Source organism: Streptomyces calvus (assembly GCF_006782915.1).
GTDB lineage: Bacteria > Actinomycetota > Actinomycetes > Streptomycetales > Streptomycetaceae > Streptomyces > Streptomyces calvus.
Genome location: NZ_VCNP01000006.1, coordinates 60,587 through 79,066 on the forward strand (window position 1 = coordinate 60,587; position 18,480 = coordinate 79,066).

The 18,480-nt window shown below is 74.1% G+C and carries 21 protein-coding genes; 14 read left to right on the top strand and 7 right to left on the bottom strand.

Annotated features, from left to right (window positions below):
- Positions 1 to 14: 14 nt before the first annotated feature.
- The 8 genes from FGW31_RS02210 to FGW31_RS02245 all read left to right on the top strand — a co-directional run bounded on the left by FGW31_RS02210 (position 15) and on the right by FGW31_RS02245 (position 8,957).
- Positions 15 to 407: an STAS domain-containing protein gene (locus tag FGW31_RS02210; protein ID WP_142191584.1), complete on the top strand. Its 393-nt coding sequence runs from the start codon at positions 15 to 17 to the stop codon at positions 405 to 407.
- Positions 408 to 600: 193 nt separating this feature from the next.
- The gene (locus FGW31_RS02215; protein WP_142191585.1) at positions 601 to 1,500 is read left to right on the top strand and encodes an STAS domain-containing protein; all 900 of its coding nucleotides are present in this window, start codon (positions 601 to 603) and stop codon (positions 1,498 to 1,500) included.
- Positions 1,497 to 1,916, top strand: coding sequence for an STAS domain-containing protein (locus tag FGW31_RS02220; protein WP_142191586.1), 420 nt, complete (start codon positions 1,497 to 1,499; stop codon positions 1,914 to 1,916). The genes FGW31_RS02215 and FGW31_RS02220 overlap by 4 nt, the downstream gene beginning before the upstream one ends.
- Positions 1,916 to 2,356, top strand: a complete 441-nt coding sequence (locus FGW31_RS02225) for an anti-sigma regulatory factor (RefSeq protein ID WP_142191624.1) — start codon at positions 1,916 to 1,918, stop codon at positions 2,354 to 2,356. The genes FGW31_RS02220 and FGW31_RS02225 overlap by 1 nt, the downstream gene beginning before the upstream one ends.
- On the top strand, positions 2,356 to 3,420 hold the full coding sequence (locus FGW31_RS02230) for an ATP-binding SpoIIE family protein phosphatase (protein WP_142191625.1): 1,065 nt from the start codon (positions 2,356 to 2,358) through the stop codon (positions 3,418 to 3,420). Before FGW31_RS02225 ends, FGW31_RS02230 begins: the two co-directional genes overlap by 1 nt.
- Positions 3,417 to 5,144 (top strand): PP2C family protein-serine/threonine phosphatase, encoded by a 1,728-nt coding sequence (locus FGW31_RS02235; RefSeq protein ID WP_142191587.1) that lies wholly within the window; start codon positions 3,417 to 3,419, stop codon positions 5,142 to 5,144. Before FGW31_RS02230 ends, FGW31_RS02235 begins: the two co-directional genes overlap by 4 nt.
- 129 nt (positions 5,145 to 5,273) lie before the next feature.
- Positions 5,274 to 6,647 (top strand): NAD(P)/FAD-dependent oxidoreductase, encoded by a 1,374-nt coding sequence (locus FGW31_RS02240; protein ID WP_142191588.1) that lies wholly within the window; start codon positions 5,274 to 5,276, stop codon positions 6,645 to 6,647.
- Between the two features lie 78 nt (positions 6,648 to 6,725).
- Positions 6,726 to 8,957 (top strand): FUSC family protein, encoded by a 2,232-nt coding sequence (locus FGW31_RS02245; RefSeq protein WP_142191589.1) that lies wholly within the window; start codon positions 6,726 to 6,728, stop codon positions 8,955 to 8,957.
- A 42-nt stretch (positions 8,958 to 8,999) separates the two neighbouring features.
- Here FGW31_RS02245 and FGW31_RS02250 read toward each other — a convergent pair whose 3' ends face one another.
- From FGW31_RS02250 to FGW31_RS02265, 4 genes are all read right to left on the bottom strand, one after another.
- Positions 9,000 to 9,428: a hypothetical protein gene (locus FGW31_RS02250; protein WP_142191590.1), complete on the bottom strand. Its 429-nt coding sequence runs from the start codon at positions 9,426 to 9,428 to the stop codon at positions 9,000 to 9,002.
- Between the two features lie 28 nt (positions 9,429 to 9,456).
- Positions 9,457 to 9,729, bottom strand: coding sequence for a DUF5133 domain-containing protein (locus FGW31_RS02255; protein WP_142191591.1), 273 nt, complete (start codon positions 9,727 to 9,729; stop codon positions 9,457 to 9,459).
- Positions 9,730 to 9,876: 147 nt separating this feature from the next.
- The gene (locus tag FGW31_RS02260; protein WP_142191592.1) at positions 9,877 to 10,737 is read right to left on the bottom strand and encodes a SigB/SigF/SigG family RNA polymerase sigma factor; all 861 of its coding nucleotides are present in this window, start codon (positions 10,735 to 10,737) and stop codon (positions 9,877 to 9,879) included.
- 192 nt (positions 10,738 to 10,929) lie between these two features.
- Entirely contained in the window at positions 10,930 to 11,361 is a 432-nt protein-coding gene (locus tag FGW31_RS02265) for an ATP-binding protein (protein ID WP_142191593.1), read from the bottom strand.
- 148 nt (positions 11,362 to 11,509) lie between these two features.
- Here FGW31_RS02265 and FGW31_RS02270 point away from each other — a divergent pair, with 148 nt between their 5' ends.
- From FGW31_RS02270 to FGW31_RS02280, 3 genes are all read left to right on the top strand, one after another.
- Positions 11,510 to 11,740 (top strand): hypothetical protein, encoded by a 231-nt coding sequence (locus FGW31_RS02270; RefSeq protein ID WP_142191594.1) that lies wholly within the window; start codon positions 11,510 to 11,512, stop codon positions 11,738 to 11,740.
- Positions 11,741 to 11,810: 70 nt separating this feature from the next.
- Entirely contained in the window at positions 11,811 to 13,286 is a 1,476-nt protein-coding gene (locus FGW31_RS02275) for an aminotransferase class I/II-fold pyridoxal phosphate-dependent enzyme (protein ID WP_142191595.1), read from the top strand.
- A gap of 292 nt (positions 13,287 to 13,578) precedes the next feature.
- Entirely contained in the window at positions 13,579 to 14,037 is a 459-nt protein-coding gene (locus tag FGW31_RS02280) for a cyclic nucleotide-binding domain-containing protein (protein ID WP_142191596.1), read from the top strand.
- Between the two features lie 42 nt (positions 14,038 to 14,079).
- Here FGW31_RS02280 and FGW31_RS02285 read toward each other — a convergent pair whose 3' ends face one another.
- Both FGW31_RS02285 and FGW31_RS02290 read right to left on the bottom strand, forming a co-directional pair.
- Positions 14,080 to 15,378 carry an MFS transporter gene (locus tag FGW31_RS02285; protein WP_142191597.1) on the bottom strand — a complete coding sequence of 433 codons (1,299 nt, stop codon included), beginning with the start codon at positions 15,376 to 15,378 and terminating at the stop codon, positions 14,080 to 14,082.
- 78 nt (positions 15,379 to 15,456) lie between these two features.
- The gene (locus FGW31_RS02290) at positions 15,457 to 16,074 is read right to left on the bottom strand and encodes a LysE/ArgO family amino acid transporter (protein WP_142191598.1); all 618 of its coding nucleotides are present in this window, start codon (positions 16,072 to 16,074) and stop codon (positions 15,457 to 15,459) included.
- A 70-nt stretch (positions 16,075 to 16,144) separates the two neighbouring features.
- Here FGW31_RS02290 and FGW31_RS02295 point away from each other — a divergent pair, with 70 nt between their 5' ends.
- Positions 16,145 to 17,098, top strand: coding sequence for a LysR family transcriptional regulator ArgP (locus FGW31_RS02295; RefSeq protein ID WP_142191599.1), 954 nt, complete (start codon positions 16,145 to 16,147; stop codon positions 17,096 to 17,098).
- A 61-nt stretch (positions 17,099 to 17,159) separates the two neighbouring features.
- Positions 17,160 to 17,417, top strand: coding sequence for a WhiB family transcriptional regulator (locus FGW31_RS02300; RefSeq protein ID WP_142191600.1), 258 nt, complete (start codon positions 17,160 to 17,162; stop codon positions 17,415 to 17,417).
- 53 nt (positions 17,418 to 17,470) lie between these two features.
- Here the strand turns inward: FGW31_RS02300 and FGW31_RS02305 are convergent, their stop codons facing one another.
- On the bottom strand, positions 17,471 to 17,920 hold the full coding sequence (locus FGW31_RS02305; protein WP_142191601.1) for a DUF6098 family protein: 450 nt from the start codon (positions 17,918 to 17,920) through the stop codon (positions 17,471 to 17,473).
- A gap of 203 nt (positions 17,921 to 18,123) precedes the next feature.
- On the opposite strand from FGW31_RS02305, the gene FGW31_RS02310 reads away from it, so the two are divergent.
- On the top strand, positions 18,124 to 18,474 hold the full coding sequence (locus FGW31_RS02310; RefSeq protein WP_142191602.1) for a DUF488 domain-containing protein: 351 nt from the start codon (positions 18,124 to 18,126) through the stop codon (positions 18,472 to 18,474).
- The last annotated feature ends 6 nt before the right edge of the window (positions 18,475 to 18,480 follow it).

Genomic DNA, 18,480 nt, shown 5'->3' on the forward strand with positions numbered 1-18,480 from the left:
TGTTGGAGGTACTCGTGCCCATTGCCCAGGACCCGTTGTCCGTCGAGGTGTCCCTTCCGCGTGAGGACGTGGCCCTCCTCACGGTGGCCGGGTACTTGGACGTCGACACGGCGACCGAGTTCCAGCACCACCTGGCCAACCAACTGCACCACGGCCGCCGCCACTTTCTGCTCGACCTGTCGGCGGTCCCTTTCATGGACTCCTCCGGCATGAACATCATTCTGCGGGTCTACCAGGAGGCGCGGGAGCTGCCGGGGAGCGTGCACATCATCTCCCCCGCCCCCGCCGTGCGCCGGATTCTGGACCTGACGGGTGTGAGCATCACCGTTCCCGTCTCGGAGAGCGTCGACGAGGCGCTGGAGCGCGTGGACGGGACGCCGCCGGCCCCGGAGGAACCGCAGGACTGAGCGGTCCGCCGCCCCCTTTTTCACCTTTTCCACTTTCCGCTTCCCGCTTTTCCGCTTTTCCGCGCCCGGGCCGATGCGGGTGCGCTGTCGCGTCCGGGGCCGACGCGGGTGCGCCGTCCGCGTCCGGGGCCGGCGCGGCAGGCGCAACGACCGCGGAACCGCGATACCGCGACGACTACGAGGAGTACGACAGGTGCCGGAGCACGAATCAGCCGGAGCACTGGAATCACCCACGCATGCGGTCAGGGACTTCCTGCGGCGCCGACGCGAGCAGATCGCCCAGCGGTGGGCGGACGAGCCCCTGTTCCGTACGGTGTTCACGGTCTCGCGCGACGAGGCGGTGGAGGCGGGCAAGCTGCTCGTCGACGCGCTGGCCCAGGTCGCCGACGCGGAGCGGGTCGAGGACCCGGACGCGGCGGGCTTCACCGAGGTGCGCGAGCAGCTGGCGCGGATGGGAGCGGCGCGGACCCGCGCCGGGCTGTCCACCACCCAGGTGTCGGCGGAACTGGCCGCGCTGACCCGGCCGGTGGAGAACCTGCTGGTGGCCGATCTGGAGCAGGAGCCGTCCGAGCGGCTGCGCGCGTGCGCGACGACACTCAGCGTGCTGATGGGCACGCTGCGCCTGGTGGCCATGCAGACGGCGCTGACCGAGGTGCAGGCGCTGATCGACCGGCAGCGGCTGCAGCTGCTGGAGGTGGCGACGCCGGTGATCAAGCTGTGGGACGGCATCGTGGCGGTGCCGCTGATCGGGACGCTGGACAGCGCCCGCAGCCAGGTGGTGATGGAGACCCTGCTGAACGCGGTGGTCGACCAGCACGCCCGGTTCGCGATCCTCGACATCACCGGCGTGCCGACGGTCGACTCGCTGGTGGCGCAGCACCTGATGAAGACGGTCGCCGCGGCCCGGCTGATGGGCGCGGAGTGCGTGGTGTCGGGCATCCGGCCGGCGATCGCGCAGACCATCGTGCACCTGGGGCTGGACCTCGGCACCGTGAAGACCCGGGCGAGCCTCGCCGACGCGCTCGGATACTGCCTGCACGAGCTGGGGGCGAACATCGTGAACGCGGCACCCGACGGGCCGGGCCGCCGGTGAACGAGGACTTCGCCCGCCGGGTCGCGGGACATGTGCCGGTGCTCAGGCTCGGCGACGTTCTGCTGGTCACCCTCCAGGGAGACCTGCACGACAGCACGGCCCACCAGCTCCAGCAGGACATCTCCGAGACCATCGTGCGCAGCGGCGTCTCGGGAGTCGTGATCGACATCTCCGGGGTGGAGATCGTCGACTCCTTCCTGGGGCGGGTGCTGGCCGAGATCGCGGCGCAGACCGAGCTGCTGGCCGCGCGGACCGTGCTGGCCGGAATGCGGCCGGCGGTCGCCGTCACGCTGGTGGAGCTGGGTCTGACGCTTCCAGGGCTGCGGACCGCGCTCACCACCGAGGCGGCGCTGGAACTCCTCGCGCAGCCCGTCGTGTCGTCCCGTTCCGGCGGCAGGCGCGAGGAGAGTCCGTGATGCACACCGCCGCGGGTGTGGAGGCCCGCCTGCCCATCCGGTCGGACATGGACCTGGTGTGGGTGCGTCAGCATGTGCGGCAGGCCGCCGCGCTGCTCGGCTTCGGCCTGGTGGACCAGACGAAACTGGTGACCGCCGCCAGTGAGCTGGCGCGCAACACCCTGGTGCACGGCGGCGGCGGCCTGATGGAGGCGTCGCACGTCGGCAGCAGCGGCGTCGACGGGCTGCGGCTGACGTTCAGCGACACCGGGCCCGGTATCGCCGACCTCGACCGTGCCCTCAGCGACGGCTACACCTCGGGCGACGGCCTCGGCATGGGGCTGGGCGGCGCCCGCCGCCTGGTGCACGACTTCCACGTGGAGAGCGCCCCCGGGAAGGGGACCACGGTGCGGGTGACGTCGTGGGTGCGGCGGCCGCCGCGGGCGGGCGGGGCCGTCTGATGCCCCGGGTGTGGGACGTGCCGGTGCAGGACTCGACCCGGGTGCGGGACGTGCGGGTCGCGGCCGAGGAGGCGGCGGCGCTCGCCGCGCTGGGCGAGCCGCGCACCGCCGCCGCGTCGCTGGTGGCGACCGAGCTCGCCACCAACCTCCTCAAGCACGCGCGGGCCGGCCGGGTGCTGATCGACGTGGTGGACCTGCCCGCGCCGAGGGAGGGACGGCCCGGTCGGGCCGTGCAGCTCACCGCGATCGACCACGGGCCGGGCATCGCCGACGTGGCCGGCGCCCTGCGCGACGGGTTCACCACGACGGCGTCGCTGGGCGCGGGCCTCGGCACCTGCCGGCGGCTCGCGGACGACTTCGACCTGCACAGCGTGGTCGGCCGGGGCACCGTCGCGGTGGCCCGCGTCGGCGCGGGCGCGGAGGCGGGCACCGCCGGGGACCCGCCGGGGATCCCGCCGGTGCGGGCCGGCGGTGTCAACGTCCCGTTCGCGGGCGCGGACTTCTCGGGTGACGCCTGGGCCTGGGTCAGGTCCGGTGACCGGGTCACGCTGATGCTGGCCGACGGCCTGGGCCACGGCGGCGAGGCGGCCCGTGCGTCGACCGCCGCGACCGACGCGCTGCGCCGGTGGGCGCACCTGCCGCCCGCCGAGGCGTTGGGCAGGATCCACTCGGCGCTGGCCGGCACCCGGGGTGCGGCCGTCGCCGTGGCCCAGCTCGACACCTGGGCCGGCCGGTTGTCCTTCGCCGGGATCGGCAATGTGACGGCCCGGCTGCGGGAGGCGGACGGCTGGCGGACGCTGCTGTCGCGGCCCGGAATCGTCGGCGTGCACCGGCCCCGCACCGTACGCGAGGACGTGGTCGCCTGGTCGCCGCAGAGTCTGCTGATCCTGCACACCGACGGCCTGCCGGGCCGCTGGACGCCTCCCCCGGACACGGGGCTGCCGCCGGCCGACCCGGCCGTCACCGCCGCCGTCGCCGTCCGGGACGCCGGCAGTGCCGCGCGGCCGGCCCGGGACGACACCGCCGTGGCCGTGCTGGCCCCCGTACCGCCGGAGCGCCCATGACGCGCACCTGGCGGATCCACACGGTCACGGACGCGGCGCGGGCCCGGATCGCCGTCGCGCGCACGGCGGCGGCGTACGGGGTGCCCACCGTGGAGCGCGCCCGGCTGGCGACGGCGCTCAGCGGCCGGCTGCGGCAGTGCCTCACCAAGGGCGGCACCTGGCTGCTGACGCTGGACGCGTCCGCCGCGGCCGACGCACCGGCCGGGGCCGCGGGGGCGCTGCACGTCGCGCTGACGCCCTCGCCCGCGGCGGGCGCCGCCGGGCGCGCCGCGTGGACGACGACCGTGCCGTGCCCCGAGCCGGGCCCGGTGCCCGGCACGGACGCGGTGCCCGGGGATCCTGAGGGCCTGTCGGAGGCGCTGCTGGGCGCCGACGAGGACACGGCCGTGGTGCTGGACAGACTCGCCGAGCAGGAGGAACTGGTCGCCTTCCACCGGGAGGAACTGCACCAGACCAACCAGGGCGTGCTGGCGCTGCACGCGGAACTGGACGCGGCGGGCCGCGCCCAGCGGGAGGCGTTCGCGGCCGAGCGCCGCGCCCGCAACGAGGCGGAACGGGCGCGCAGCAGGCTGACGTTCCTCGCGGACGCCAGCGCCGCGCTGAACGCCTCGCTGAACCACGACGAGATCGCGCGCCGGCTGCCGGAGCTGCTGGTGCCGCGGTACGCCCGTGACGTCGACGTGTGGCTGCTCGACGACGAGGACGAACCGCACCGGCCCACGAGCCACGCGGCGGCGGCGGTCCGCGCGGCCCGCACCGGGCGCCCGCAGTACGCGGCCGACCACTCGGGCGGGCTGCCGGGCGTGGACGACCGTCCGCCGTCGGCGCTGTCGCCCGACCGGCCGCTGCTGTGCCTGCCGCTGGTGACGCGCCGGGCGCCGCTCGGGGTGCTGACGCTGTCGCCGCCCGGTGAGCGCTGGGCCCCGGACGACGCGGTCATGCTGATCGAGTTCGCCCGGCGGGCCGGCATCGCCCTGGACAACGCCCGCCGCTTCGAGCACAACCGGGACATCGCCGAGACGCTGCAGCGCGCCCTGCTCACGGACCTGCCGGCGATGCCGGGCCTCGGACTGGCCGCGCGCTACCTGCCGGCCACGCACGGGCTGAACATCGGCGGCGACTGGTACGACGCGTTCCGGCAGCGCGACGGCAGCCTGATCACCGTCATCGGCGACGTGACCGGGCACGGGCTGCACGCCGCGATGATGATGAGCCAGCTGCGCACCGCGCTGCGCGCCTACGCCGTCGACGGGGGCAGCCCGGGCCGGCTGCTGACCCGGCTGCACGGGTTCCTGCACCATCTCCAGCCGGACCTGTTCGCCACGGCCGTCATCGCGCGGTTCCATCCGGACGAGCACACGCTGACCTGGGCGGCCGCGGGCCATCCGCCGCCGGTGCTGCGACTGCCCGACGGGCGGGTGCGCATCCTGGACGCCAAGCCGGGCGCCATGCTCGGCATCCCGCTGCAACAGCAGATCGCCGACCACACCGAGCGGCTGGCGCCGGGCTCGACCCTCGCGCTCTACACCGACGGGCTGGTCGAGCGGCGGGCCCGGGGCATCGACCCGGGAATCGCCCGGCTGGCGGCGGCCCTCGGCTCGTTCGGCCCGGCGGAGCTGGACGGGGACCTCGAGGGCACCGCGGACCGGCTGCTGCACCCGCTGCTGAGCGACTCCGAACGCGACGACGACGTCTGTCTGCTCCTGTGCCACCTGCACGGATGACCCGGTCGCGCGGTCCGGCGGCCGCGGCTTCCCGGTGCGTTCCTCGGCCGGTGCGGGCATCGTGGTGCTGAACAGGGGCACGCGTCAGACACGAAGGCCGTAAGGGACCGCCCGGAGCCTCGGGAAGGGATGGACACCGTGACACGACCGAAAATCCTGGTGGTGGGCGCCGGTTTCGCCGGTGTGGAGTGCGTGCGGCGGCTGGAGCGCAGGCTCGCCCCGGACGAGGCGGAGCTCACGCTGGTGACGCCGTTCTCCTACCAGCTGTATCTGCCGCTGCTCCCCCAGGTGGCGTCCGGAGTGCTGACCCCGCAGTCGGTCGCGCTCTCCCTGCGCCGCAGCGAGAGGTACCGCACCCGGATCATCCCCGGCGGCGCCATCGGCGTGGACCTGCGGGCGAAGGTCTGCGTCATCCGCACCATCAACGGCGAGACCGTCGACGAGCCCTACGACTACATCGTGCTGGCCCCCGGCAGCGTCACCCGCACCTTCGATATCCCGGGCCTGACCGACCACGCCTTCGGCATGAAGTCGCTGGCCGAGGCGGCCTATCTGCGGGACCACGTCATCTCGCAGCTCGACCTGGCCGACGCCAGCCACGACCCGGCCGAGCGGGCCTCGCGGCTGCAGTTCGTGGTGGTGGGCGGCGGGTACGCCGGCACCGAGACCGCGGCCTGCCTGCAGCGGCTGACGCACGCCGCCGTCCGGCGCTATCCGCGACTGGACCCGGCGCTGATCAAGTGGCATCTGATCGACATCGCGCCGAAGCTCATGCCCGAACTGGGCGAGCACCTCGGCCGCAGCGCGCAGGAGATCCTGACCCGGCGCGGCATCGAGATCTCGCTGGGCGTCTCCATCGCGAAGGCGGGCGCCGAGGAGGTCACCTTCACCGACGGCCGGGTGGTGCCCACCCGCACGCTGATCTGGACCGCCGGGGTGGTCGCCAGCCCGCTCATCGCCACACTCGGCGCGGAGACCGTGCGGGGACGGCTCGCGGTCACCGCGGAGATGTCCCTGCCGGGCCACGACGGGGTGTTCGCGCTCGGCGACGCGGCGGCGGTGCCCGACGAGGCCAAGGGCGACGGCGCGGTGTGCCCGCCGACCGCGCAGCACGCCCTGCGGCAGGGCCGGCACGTCGCGGAGAACGTCATCGCGACGCTGCGCGGCCTGCCCCGACGCCCGTACGTCCACCGGGACCTGGGTCTGGTGGTGGACCTCGGCGGCACCGACGCGGTGTCCAAGCCGCTCGGTGTGGAGCTGCACGGCCTGGCCGCGCAGGCGGTGGCCCGCGGCTACCACTGGTCGGCGCTGCGCACCGGCGTCGCCAAGACGCGGGTGATGACCAACTGGCTGCTGAACGCGGTCGCCGGCGACGACTTCGTCCGGACCGGGTTCCAGGCGCACAAGCCGGGCAATCTGCGGGACTTCGAGTACCTGGACGCGTATCTGACGCCGGAGCAGGTGCGGGCGCACGTCGCGGAGGCGGGCCGGGCCGCGCGGTGACCTGGCGGACCGCTCCGGTCCACGGCATGCGATGCTGGGTACCTGGTCAACGCGTGCGACGGGAGAGAGTGCGGCGGGGTGAAAGCGGCGGGACGCTCGGTGCGGGCACGGCTGCGGGACCGCCTTGCGGCGTCGGATCCCGGGCTCTTGCGACTGACGGCGGGGCTGCGGACGGTGGGGGCCATCGCGCTGACGCTGGCCGTACTCGCCTCCCTGGGATTCGGTATCACCCGTCTGGTGGCCGGGGCCATGGCGGCGATGGTCGCCACCTTCGCCATCCGGGAGCGGCAGCGCGGCGCCCAGGCGGTGACGCTGGCCCTCGGCCTGCCGGTGGCGCTGGTGTCGGTGTCGCTGGGCGCGCTGCTCAGCGAACGGGTGGTCGCCGGGGACGTGTTCTTCGTCGCCCTGATCTTCTGCGCGGTCTACGGCCGCCGGTTCGGTGACCGCGGGACCGCACTGGGCCTGATCGGCTTCCAGGTCTACTTCCTGGCGCTGTTCGTGGGTGCCTCGGCCTCGAAACTGCCCGGGCTGTGGGCGGCCCTGTCCGTGGCGTTCGCGTCGAGCGCCCTGGTGCGGTTCGCCGTGGTCCCGGCGAGTTCGGCGGGTGTGCTGGAGCGGCTGCGGCAGGCGTTCCGGGCGCGGCTGGCGCAGTTGGTCTCCGCGCAGCTGGCGCTGCTCGACGCCGGGCCGGACGAGGTGGACAAGGCGCTGGAGGACGTGCGGGAGGGCAACGCCCGGCTGCACGAGACGGCGCTGATGATCCAGACCCGACTGGAGGAGGGCACACCGGACGAGTCGACGGCACGGCTGGTGCAGCGCCGGATCGCGGACGCCGAGATCGCCGCGGAGCGGCTCGGTCTGCAGCTGCTGTCCGCGCGCAGCACCGAACGGGCGGACACCCTCACCCTGCACCTGCCCGGCGCGCCCGCCCCGGAGGTGCGCCGCCTGCCCGGCCCGGACGAGGCCACCGCCGTGCTGCGCCGGGACCTGCTGGCGCTGCGCGCGCTGGTGCTGCGGACCGGGGTGATGGGGACGGCGGTGGCGCAGGTGCGCAACCGGCTGCTCGGCTACCGGGACGAGGAGAACCTGCCGGCCGCCTCGCCCGCGGTGCAGGACGTGTTCCGGGCCGTGGGTGAGACCGCGCGTGCCGTCATGGGGCTGCGCATCGCCCTGGACGGTCCGCAGGACGAGTCGGACGACACTCCGACCACCGCGCGTTCCCGGGAGGAGCTGGACGCCGAGGACGCCGCCATCGACGCCGGCGAGGAGAGCGAGCCGGAGGAGCCCAAGGGGCTGCAGCGGCCCACGACGCGGGCGGCGGTGCAGGTCTCCGTGGGCTCGACGCTGGCGATCGTCGGCGGTGAGCTGCTGTCCACGGACCGCTGGTACTGGGCGGTGCTGACCTGCTGGATCGTGTTCATCAACACGGCCTCCACCGGCGAGATCCTGGTCAAGGGCTACCGGCGGCTGCTGGGCACGGTCTTCGGGGTCGTCGCGGGCATCGTGCTGGCGGGCCTGGTGGGCGGGCACACGCTGACGGCGTTCGTCCTGGTGCTGCTGCTGATCTTCGCGATGTTCTACACGGCGCCGCTGTCGTACACGCTGATGTCGTTCTTCGTGACCGCGATGCTCGGGCTGCTGTACACGCTGCTGCACACCTACAGCTGGGAGGTGCTGGTGCTGCGGGTGGAGGAGACGGCGCTGGGCGCCGCCTGCGGGGTGGTGGCGGCGGCGCTGGTGCTGCCGGTGAACACCGACCGGCGCACCAACGAGCTGCTGGTCACGGTGCTGGAGCGGCTGGCCGAGGTGACCGAGGCGGCGGTCGCGCAGCTGAGCGGCGGTCCCGCCGACGAACTGCTGGACCGGGCGCGGGAGCTGGACCAGGCGCTCGGCGACCTGCGGGCCGCGACCCAGCCGCTGACCCATCCGGTCACGCCGCTGCGGGCGCGCCGCACCACCGCCCGCTATGTAGTGGCGCTGCTGGAGACGTGTGCGTACCACGCCCGTTCGCTGGCGGCCACGGCCGAGCTGCTGCCGACGCATCCCTCGATCGCGGCGGATCCCCGGCTGCGCGGGGCGGCCGGGCGCACGGTGGGCAACATCAGGGCCATCGCGGCACGCGTCGGGGACGGGGAGGCCGGTACGGCGGTCGAGACGGGGCCGAGCATCGCCTCACTGCTCGGCGACGACGGCGCCGCCCGCTACGGCCGGATCACCGACCGGGTGCTGCGTCATCTGGAGCGGCTGGACGAGGCGGTCGTGGGCCTGGCGCGTCCGCTGGACGTACGGGTGAAGGCGCCCGAGCGCTGACGGGCGGGCGGCCGGCGGTGGGCGCGGCGGCCGGCCGGGGCCTCAGAAGTCGGTCGGCAGGCCGCTGGCCTCGGCGATGCCGCGCAGCTCCTCGTTCTGCCGGTTCCGGTCCCTGATGAAGTCGGCGATCTCGCCGAGGCGGGAGGGGTCGGCGGCGGTGGCCGCGTCGGTGACGACCCTGACGGGGCCGGACTCGTCGACCTCCAGCTCGACCACCTCGTTGTCGAGGCGGCCGGTGACGGCGGTGGCGATGACGAGGGCGGCCTCGTCACGCACCTCCTGGGGCAGCTCCTCGTCCCCGCCGTCCAGGGCGAGGTCGAGGCCTGCCAGACGGTGTTCGTCGATCGCCCGGAGGACCGGCTCCACCACCGTCAGCAGGAGCCGGTAGTCCTCCGAGTCCATCCGGACGCGCAGCAGGTCGAGGTAGAGGTCCACGGGCCGGCCTTCGGGCGGGAACTCGGGTTCGCTCATGACCTACGGGTTCCCCGCGCGCGGCCGCTCATACGGCGGCCGGTGCGCCCGCTCCCGCCCCGGCGTCCCGTCGGCCGGCCGCGGGCAGGTCGTCGGCTCCGGCCAGCCAGCGGCGTGCGGTGGCGAGGGCGTGCCGCACGTCGCGGGTGCCGGTCGACACGCACAGCGTGTAGGCCAGGTCGTTGATCCGCGCGTTCGGGGCGGTCGGGCCGCCGGCGGTCGCCGTCCCGGTCCCGGTCGCCGTCAGGGTCTCGTACTCCTCGACGAGGCGGCGCAGCACGGTGGGGTGGGGCTTCAGCATGTGTCTGGCTCTCAGTTCTGTCGTGGTCCGGGTCGGACGTGGTCACGCCGACTTGGTGGTGGTGCGGAAGGGCGTGGTCACGCCGTCTCCGTCGTGGTGCGGGCGGGAGTGGTCACGCCGTCTCTCTCGTGGGCCGGGCGGGTGTTCTCAGGCCGTCGTCGAGTGTCCGCCGGTGCCGTGCCGGCCGCCGCGCTGTCCCATCGCCTCGGCGCGCACCCGCGCGCAGCTGCGGCTGATGAGGCGGGAGACGTGCATCTGGGAGATTCCCAGCCGGTCGGCGATCCGGCTCTGGGTCATGTCCTCGAAGAAGCGCATGTAGAGGATGGCGCGCTCGCGCTCCGGCAGCCGGCGCAGTCCCTCCTTGGCCGACTCGCGGTCGATGACGACGTCGTAGGAGGTGTCCGAGGCGCCGAGGGTGTCGGCGAGGCTGTATCCGTCGTCGTCGGAGGAGAGCTCGGCGTCCAGGGACAGGGTGCTGAAGCTCTCCAGCGCCTCCATGCCCGCGGTGACCTCCTCCTCGGTGAGCCCGGTGTGGGCGGCGATGTCCGCCACGGACGGCTCCGGGCTGCCCGGGTTCTGGGTGAGTTCGCGCCGGGCCACGCGCACCTTGTTGCGCAGTTCCTGCACCCGGCGGGGCACGCGCAGCGCCCACATCCGGTCGCGGAAGTGCCGCTTGACCTCGCCGGTGATGGTCGGAACGGCGTAGCTCTCGAAGGCTCCCCGGCTCGGGTCGAACCGGTCGATGGCCTTCACCAGCCCGAGGGCGGCCACCTGGCGCAGGTCCTCGACGGACTCGCCGCGGTCGCGGAACCGGCCGGCGATGCGGTGGGCCATGGGCAGCCACGCGGTGACGAGTTCGTCGCGGACCGCGTCCCGCTCGGGGCCGTCGTCCAGGGAGGCCAGGCGGGAGAAGAGGGCAGCGGTGTCGGGGGCGTCGTCGTGCCGCCGACGGTGCGCGGCGGTCGTCGTGTCGGTGTCGGGACGATGGGTGGGGGGGTCAATGAGCATGCGGTTCGCTCCCGAACGGTGGTTTCAGGTATCTACCGCGGGCGGTTGCCGCCGGGACGCCCGGAGGGTCCTCAGCGGCCGTACCACTCCCGCTGGCGCGCCTCCGGTCCGAAGCACGAAACTCCGATTGCCCCACCCCCGGTGGAACAAACTCCGCTTCTTCGCGGAAATCCGCCGGGGCGGTGGCGGGGGTCAGGCCAGGGGGACGACGGCGGTGATGCACTTGCCTCCGGCGGGCAGGTCGGAGACCCGGATGTCGCGGGACAGGCGGCAGACGATGGGCCAGCCGTGGCCGCCCGGGCGGCTGCGTCCCTGCCGGTCGGTCGGCGGCAGGGCGACGGGCAGTGCGTCGCTGCGGTCGCTCACCGACAGACGCACACCGGGGCCGCTGACGTCGACCTGGAAGTCGGTGATGCCGCCGCCGTGCAGGATGGCGTTGGTGGTGAGTTCGGAGGCGACGAGCAGGGCGTCGGCCAGGGCGTCGGTGTCGCAGCGGGTGCGGGTGTCCCGGCAGCGTTCGGACACCGCCCGGACGACGGCCTCGCGCACCTCGGCCGGGCGGCAGGGGCACGGTGGCGCGGCCGGCGGCTCGCGGTGCGGGTCGGTGGTGTACTGCTCACGCATCGTGCGGCTCCCTGATCAGTGAACGAAGGTGGGTGCAGAAATGCCTCGGACCTCCCTTTTCGGCTCACCTGTCCCGGTAGCGGCAAACCTCTCGGCCGTGACCCGGCCACCAGTCGTTCGAACGGCGCACGGCGGGTACGCGGACGGTATGACCGATGTGGTGGACTCGGACGAACTGCTGCGGCGCATCCAGCGGGCGCGGGCCTGGGCCGCGCAGGAGGAGCGGACGTGGCGGGCCCGGGGCGAGGCGTTGGACCGGTCGGACACCGGTGGTCCCGGCGCGGCGCGCGACGCCGAGGTGCACCGGGTGGCGTACGGGGTGGTGCTGCGGGTGCTGGACGAGATCCTGACGCCGGGCCGGCACTCGGCGCAGGGCTGAACGGGCTGCCGCGTCCCTGCGGCCGGGGCGGTGCGGATTGGCGGGAGCGGGTGCCGGGAACCCGGGCTGCATGGTCGATCACAGCAGGGCACCGGTTCTGGAGGCACTGGAGGACTACCACCGCAGGGGGCGGCTGGGTTTCACCCCGCCGGGGCACAAACAGGCCCGTGGTGCCGATCCCGCGGTCCGGGAGGTGCTCGGGGACTCGGTGTTCCTGGGCGACGTGCTGGCGTCGGGCGGTCTGGACGACCGGCTGACCCGGGGCCGGGTGCTCCAGGAGGCGCAGGAGCTGATGGCGGACGCGGTCCACGCCGACCACACCTTCTTCAGCACGTGCGGCAGTTCCCTGTCGGTCAAGGCGGCGATGCTGTCGGTCGCGGGGCCGCACGAGAAGCTGCTCATCGGGCGGGACGCCCACAAGTCGGTGGTGGCGGGGCTGATCCTGTCCGGGATCGAGCCGGTGTGGGTGGAGCCGCGCTGGGACGCCGGGCGCCGTCTCGCGCATCCGCCGTCGGCCGACGACTTCGACCGGGCCTTCGACGCCCATCCGGACGCGCGCGGGGCGCTGGTGACCAGCCCGACGCCGTACGGGGCGTGCGCCGATCTGCGGGCGGTCGCCGAGGTGTGCCACCGGCGTTCGCTGCCGCTGATCGTGGACGAGGCGTGGGGCGCGCATCTGCCCTTCCACCCCGATCTGCCGTCCTGGGCGATGGACGCGGGTGCCGACATCTGTGTGACCAGCATCCACAAGATGGGCAGCGGTCTGGAGCAGGGGTCCGTCTTCCATCTGCGGGGCGACCTGGTTCCGCCGGCGCTGCTGGGCATGCGCGCCGACCTGCTCGGGACGACCAGTCCCTCGGTGCTGATCCTCGCGGGTCTCGACGGCTGGCGGCGGCAGATGGCCCTGCGCGGCAAGGAGCTGATGGGCGCGGCGCTGGCGCTCTGCGCGGAGGTGCGGGCCGCGATCGAGGAGATCGACGGCATGCACGTCAACGACCGGGACGACTTCTGCGGTCCGGAGCTGGCGGACGACTTCGATCCGCTGCCGGGCGTGATCGACCTCGACGGGCTGGGCATCAGCGGCTACCAGGCGGCGGACTGGCTGCGCGAGCACCGCGGCATCGACGCGCACCTGGTCGACCACCGGCGCATCGGGGCGCAGATCACCCACGGCGACGACCGGGAGACGACCGGCGAGCTGCTGTCGGCGCTGCGTGAGCTGGGGCGGGCGGCGCGGCATCTGCCCCGGGCCCCGCGGGTGGAGGTGCCGCCGCCGGGCGAGCTGCGGATGGAGCAGGCGCTGCTGCCCCGGGACGCGTTCTTCGGTCCGGCCGAGGACGTGCCGGTGTCGCGGGCCGCGGGACGCGTCGCGGCGGAGATGATCACACCGTATCCGCCCGGCATCCCCGCGGTACTGCCGGGCGAGCGGCTGACCGAGCCGGTGCTGAGGTATCTGCGCACGGGACTCGACGGGGGCATGCACCTGCCGGATCCGTCGGATCCCGCCCTCGACACGATTCGGGTCGTCGACGAGAACGCCGGCTGAAACGGACCGGCACGGACGGACAGTCGACGGCACGGAGTGAAACAGGTCACGCGACCGGGTTTCGGGTGACGGAACGCCCGCGGAATGGTTTATCGTTCATGCATACGTGGTGACGGAGTCGACGCCCGTCCTCCGACACCGCTTACGGCCCTGGCTGGTTTCCCCCGTCCAGCCAGGGCTTTCTCATGCCCCGAAGAACCCGCGCCCGCCGAGGTGCCCCGAACGGCGGCAGCGGCTGAAATGAACGTAGGGAAAGCCCCGGAACCGAACGCCCGGCGAGGAGCCCTGCCTCATGACCAAAGCGATCAAACTCCTGACGGCCCTTCCTCCCGCGCAGCGCGAACGGCTGATGACCCTGGCACGGGAGGTGTCCTTCCCCGAGGACGCCCGGATCTTCGAGGCGGGCGGCACCGCGGACCGGTTCTGGGTGATCCGCTCCGGCGCGGTCTCGCTGGACCAGCCGGTGAACGACCTGCGCCGGGTGACGGTCGCGGGCCTCGGCGCGGGCGATCTGCTGGGCTGGTCCTGGCTCTTCCCGCCCCACGAGTGGGACTTCGGCGCCATCGCCTTCAGCCCGGTGCGCGCCTACGAGTTCGACGCGGCGGCCGTGCTCCGGCTCTGCGAGGAGGACCCGCAACTCGGACTGGTCCTGGTGCGCAACGTCGCCGAGGTCCTCGCCCACCGGCTGGAGATGACACGCGGCAAGCTGATGGAGCAGTACGCGATGCACCGGCGCGGCGGGGCGCTGTAGGCGGGGCCGCGGACACCGGGCGCGAGGGGCCCCAAGCCGGCCTCACACGCGGTAGCGGCGCCGCGCCGGCGCCGCGGCGGCCAGCGCCAGCATCACCACGACGACGAGGATCCCGCCGCCCGCCACGGCGGTACGGGGCCCGAAGGCGGAGCCCGCGGTGCCGTGGAGCACGTCGGCCAGCCGGGGCCCGCCGGCCACGACGACGGTGAACACGCCCTGCATCCGCCCGCGCATCTCGTCGGTCGCCGCCGACAGCAGGATCGCCCCGCGGAAGACCATCGAGACCATGTCGGCGAGCCCGGCCAGGGCGAGGAAGGCCACCGCCGGCCACAGGCTGCCGCTCAGCCCGAACCCGGTGACGGCCAGACCCCAGACGACCACCGCGCCGATGACCATCCAGCCGTGCCGGCGGGCCCGGGAGAACGTCCCGGAGAACAGGCCGCCGGCCACCGCGCCGAGCGGGATCGCCGCGAACAGCAGGCCGAGCGCGAACCCCTCGCCGTACGGAGCGAAGGTCTCCGAGGCGAGCTGCGGGAACAGGGCGCGGGGCATGCCGAGGACCATGGCGACGATGTCGGCGAGGAAGGACAGCAGCAGGACCGCGTGTCCGGAGATGTACCGGAAGCCCTCCACGATGCCGCGCAGTCCCGCGCGCCCGGCCTTCACGGCCGTCAGCGGCGGCAGCGCGGGCAGGCGGTGCACGGCCCACACGGTGACGCACAGCGCCAGGGCGTCGATGAGGTACAGCTCGGGCAGGCCGATGACGGGGATGAGCGCCCCGGCCAGCAGCGGTCCGGCGATCTGGCCGGTCTGCATCACGGTGGAGCCCAGCGCGTTCGCGGCGGGCAGTTCCTCCGCGGGGACCAGGCGGGCGATGGAGGCGCTGCGGGCGGGCGCGTTCAGTCCCCAGAACGCCTGCTGCACGGCGAGCAGCACCATCAGCGTGGCCACCGACTCCAGACCGGTGGCGGCCTGCACCCAGAACAGCAGCGAGGTGACGGCGATGCCGCTGTTGGTGATCAGCAGCAGCTTGCGCCGGTCCATGGCGTCGGCGATCGCCCCGCCCCACAGCGCGAAGACGACCAGCGGCAGCAGTCCGGCGAGGCTCGCGGCGCCGACCCAGGCGGAGGAGCCGGTGATGTCGTAGATCTGCTTGGGCACCGCGACGGCGGTGAGCTGGCTGCCGACCGCCGTGACGACGGTGGAGGCCCACAGCCTGCGGTAGGCCGGGCGGCGCAGGGGCCGGGTGTCCATGGCCCAGCGGCGCCGGCCGCGCCGCCGGGGCGGGCCGGGGTCCGGGTCCTTCGCCTGGGCTTCGGTGCTGCTCTCGCTGGTGTCCACGACCGTCCTGGTTGGTGGGTACAACTTGTGGCCGGGGTTCACTATCGCAGCAGCGGCCGGGCCGCCGGGATCCGCCCGTCAGCTTCCGGCGATCAGCGTGAGGCCGAGGGCGATCATGGTGGCGGCGACCAGTCCGTCCAGGACGCGCCAGGCGGCCGGGCGGGCCAGGAAGCGGCTCAGCAGCCGGGCGCCGAAGCCGAGCGCGGCGAACCAGCAGACGCTGGCCAGGACCGCGCCCAGGCCGAAGGTCCAGCGCTGCGCGCCGTGGTCGGCGGCGACGGAGCCGAGCAGGAACACGGTGTCGAGGTAGACGTGCGGGTTGAGCCAGGTCATGGCGAGGCAGGTGAGCACGGCCCGGCGGCGCGAGCCCGCCGCCTCGCCGTCCGTGGCCAGGCCTGCGGTGCCCGGCCGGAGCACCCGGCGGGCGGCCAGGGCCCCGTAGCCGAGCAGGAAGGCGCCGCCGATCCAGCCGACCGCCGTCAGCGCGCCGGGCCACGCCACGACCACCGCGCCGACGCCGCCGACACCCAGGGCGATGAGGGCCGCGTCGGACAGGGCGCAGATGCCGACGACGGCGAGGACGGCGTGCCGGCGGATGCCCTGGCGCAGGACGAAGGCGTTCTGGGCGCCGATGGCGACGATGAGGGAGAGGCCGGTGCCGAATCCGGTGGCGGCGGTGGTCAGGGCGCTGGTCATGACGAGGACGCTACGGCCACCCCGGTCGTGCAGTACAGCTAAGGATTCTTACGTAGCCTTAGCGTTCGTGATGACAGACCTTCCTCTGGACCAGGTACGGACCCTGCTCGCGGTGGTGGACGAGGGGACGTTCGACGCGGCGGCCGCGGCGCTCCATGTCACGCCGTCGGCGGTGAGCCAGCGGGTGAAGGCGCTGGAGCAGCGCACCGGGCGGGTGCTGCTGCTGCGCACCAAGCCGGTGCGGCCGACCGAGTCGGGCGAGGTGCTGGTGCGGCTGGCCCGGCAGGTGGGCCGGCTGGAGCGGGACGCGTACGCCGAGCTGGGGCTGAGCGGCGCCGGGGAGCCGACCCGGGTGTCGGTGGCGGTGAACGCGGACTCGCTGGCGACCTGGTTCCTCGGGGCCCTGACCCGCGTGCCGCCCGAGGCGCGGCTCAGTTTCGAACTGCGCCGGGAGGACGAGGCGCACACGGCGGCGCTGCTGCGGGAGGGCACGGTGATGGCGGCGGTGACCTCCTCACCGGACCCGGTGCCGGGCTGCTCCGTGCGGCGCCTGGGCCGGATGCGGTATCTCCCCGTGGCGCGGCCGGAGTTCGCCGCACGGCACCTCGACGGGCCGCTGCGCCGGGCGCTTCCCGAGGCGCCCGTGGTGGTGTTCGACCGGCGGGACGACTTCCAGGACGGCTTCGTGCGCCGGCTCACGCACGGTCGCGCCGAGGCGGGCGTGCGGCGCCACTACGTGCCGACCTCGGAGGGGTTCGTCGAGGCGGTCGCCGCCGGCCTGGGCTGGGGCATGGTCCCCGAGGCGCAGGCGGTGCCGCTGCTGCGCGAGGGCCGTCTCACGGTGTTCGCACCCGACCGGACGGTGGACGTGCCGCTGTACTGGCAGCAGTGGAAGCTGGACTCCCCCGCCCTGGCGGTGGTGGCCGACGCGGTCACCGAGGCGGCGGCCGGGGCCCTGCGCAGCGGACGCGCGCGCGGCGACGCGGGGCGTGATCCCGCGGTTTCGGCGCGTGCCGACCGGTGACCCGAGGAGGAGTCAGGCATCCGTAGAGGTGCTCATCCACTGCGATCACAGGTGACTTTCGATGGACAACTGGCGGAACAGCGCTGCCTGCAGGACCGAGGATCCCGACCTCTTCTTCCCGATCGGCACGTCCGGACCGGCCCTGATGCAGACCGAGCAGGCCAAGGCCGTGTGCCGGGGCTGCCCGGTGCGCGAGCCGTGCCTGGAGTGGGCGCTGGAGACGGGGCAGTCCATCGGGGTGTGGGGCGGCACGAGTGAGACGGAACGGCGTGCGCTGAAGCGGCGCACCGCGGCCCGGCGGGCCGCCGGCGGCTCCTGAGCAGCCGCTGGGCGGTGGTCCGCCGCCGCCCGGTGGGCCGCTGCCGCCGCAGCTCAGCGGCCGGTCCTGCGCAGTGGCCCCCAGGCACCTTCCTGGCGGGCCACTGCCCTCCTCGCCTCGTCGATCACGGCGGAGTCGATCCAGCACAGCGGGTGGACGTCCGTGACCAGCGGCTCGTTGTCCGGGCCCCGGCCGTTCTCGCTGCCCTTGAGCACCCAGCAGCGGATGCCGGGCCCCTTCTCGCGCGGCAGGTGCTCGTAGTCGTAGAGCCGGCGGGCCACCCACAGTTCCACCGGCCGCTGCTCCCACCACCGTTCGACGTCGAGCGGGTTCGCCGACAGGCCGGTCATGGAGACGCCCGTGAGGTCGTCGACGCTCGACGCCTCGCCGAGGTCGGTCGCCGGGCCGCGGGACCAGCGGACGTACAGCCCCCGGTCGCGCTCGACCAGTGCGGTGAGCTCGGCGAGCGAGCCGACGACGGGCAGGTCGTCCGTTGCGTCCATGAGCGGCCTCCTTCCACGAACGTGGCGTCCGGCGGTCGTAGTACCCGCTCCGCGCGAACGGAATCGGTCCTGCCGGTTCGTCCGGACCGGCAGGACCGTGAGGACCGCAGGTCCGGCCGGGCAGGACGCCACGGTCACGGCTCGCCGTGCCCGGTTCCGTGCCCCGCAGTAGGCTCGCGGCACACCGCCGGAAGGGGCCGACCATGAGCGTGCGCGTGCGCCGCGTCCACGAACCGCCCGAGCCGGAGGACGGCGTGCGGGTGCTGGTGGACCGGTTGTGGCCGCGCGGTCTGACGAAGGAGGCGGCGCGGGTGGACGAGTGGCCGAAGGAGCTGACCCCGTCGACCGGGCTGCGCCGCTGGTACCACGCGCAGGACCGGCCGTTCGAGGAGTTCCGCGGGCGGTACGAGGCCGAGCTGGCCGCTCCCGGGGCGGCCGGTGCCCTGGACCGCGTGCGGGAGCTGGCCGGGAAGGGCCCGGTGACGCTGCTGACCGCGTCCAGGCACCCCGAGCGCAGTCACGCCGCGGTGCTGGCCCGCCTCCTCGGCGGCTGAGGGGCG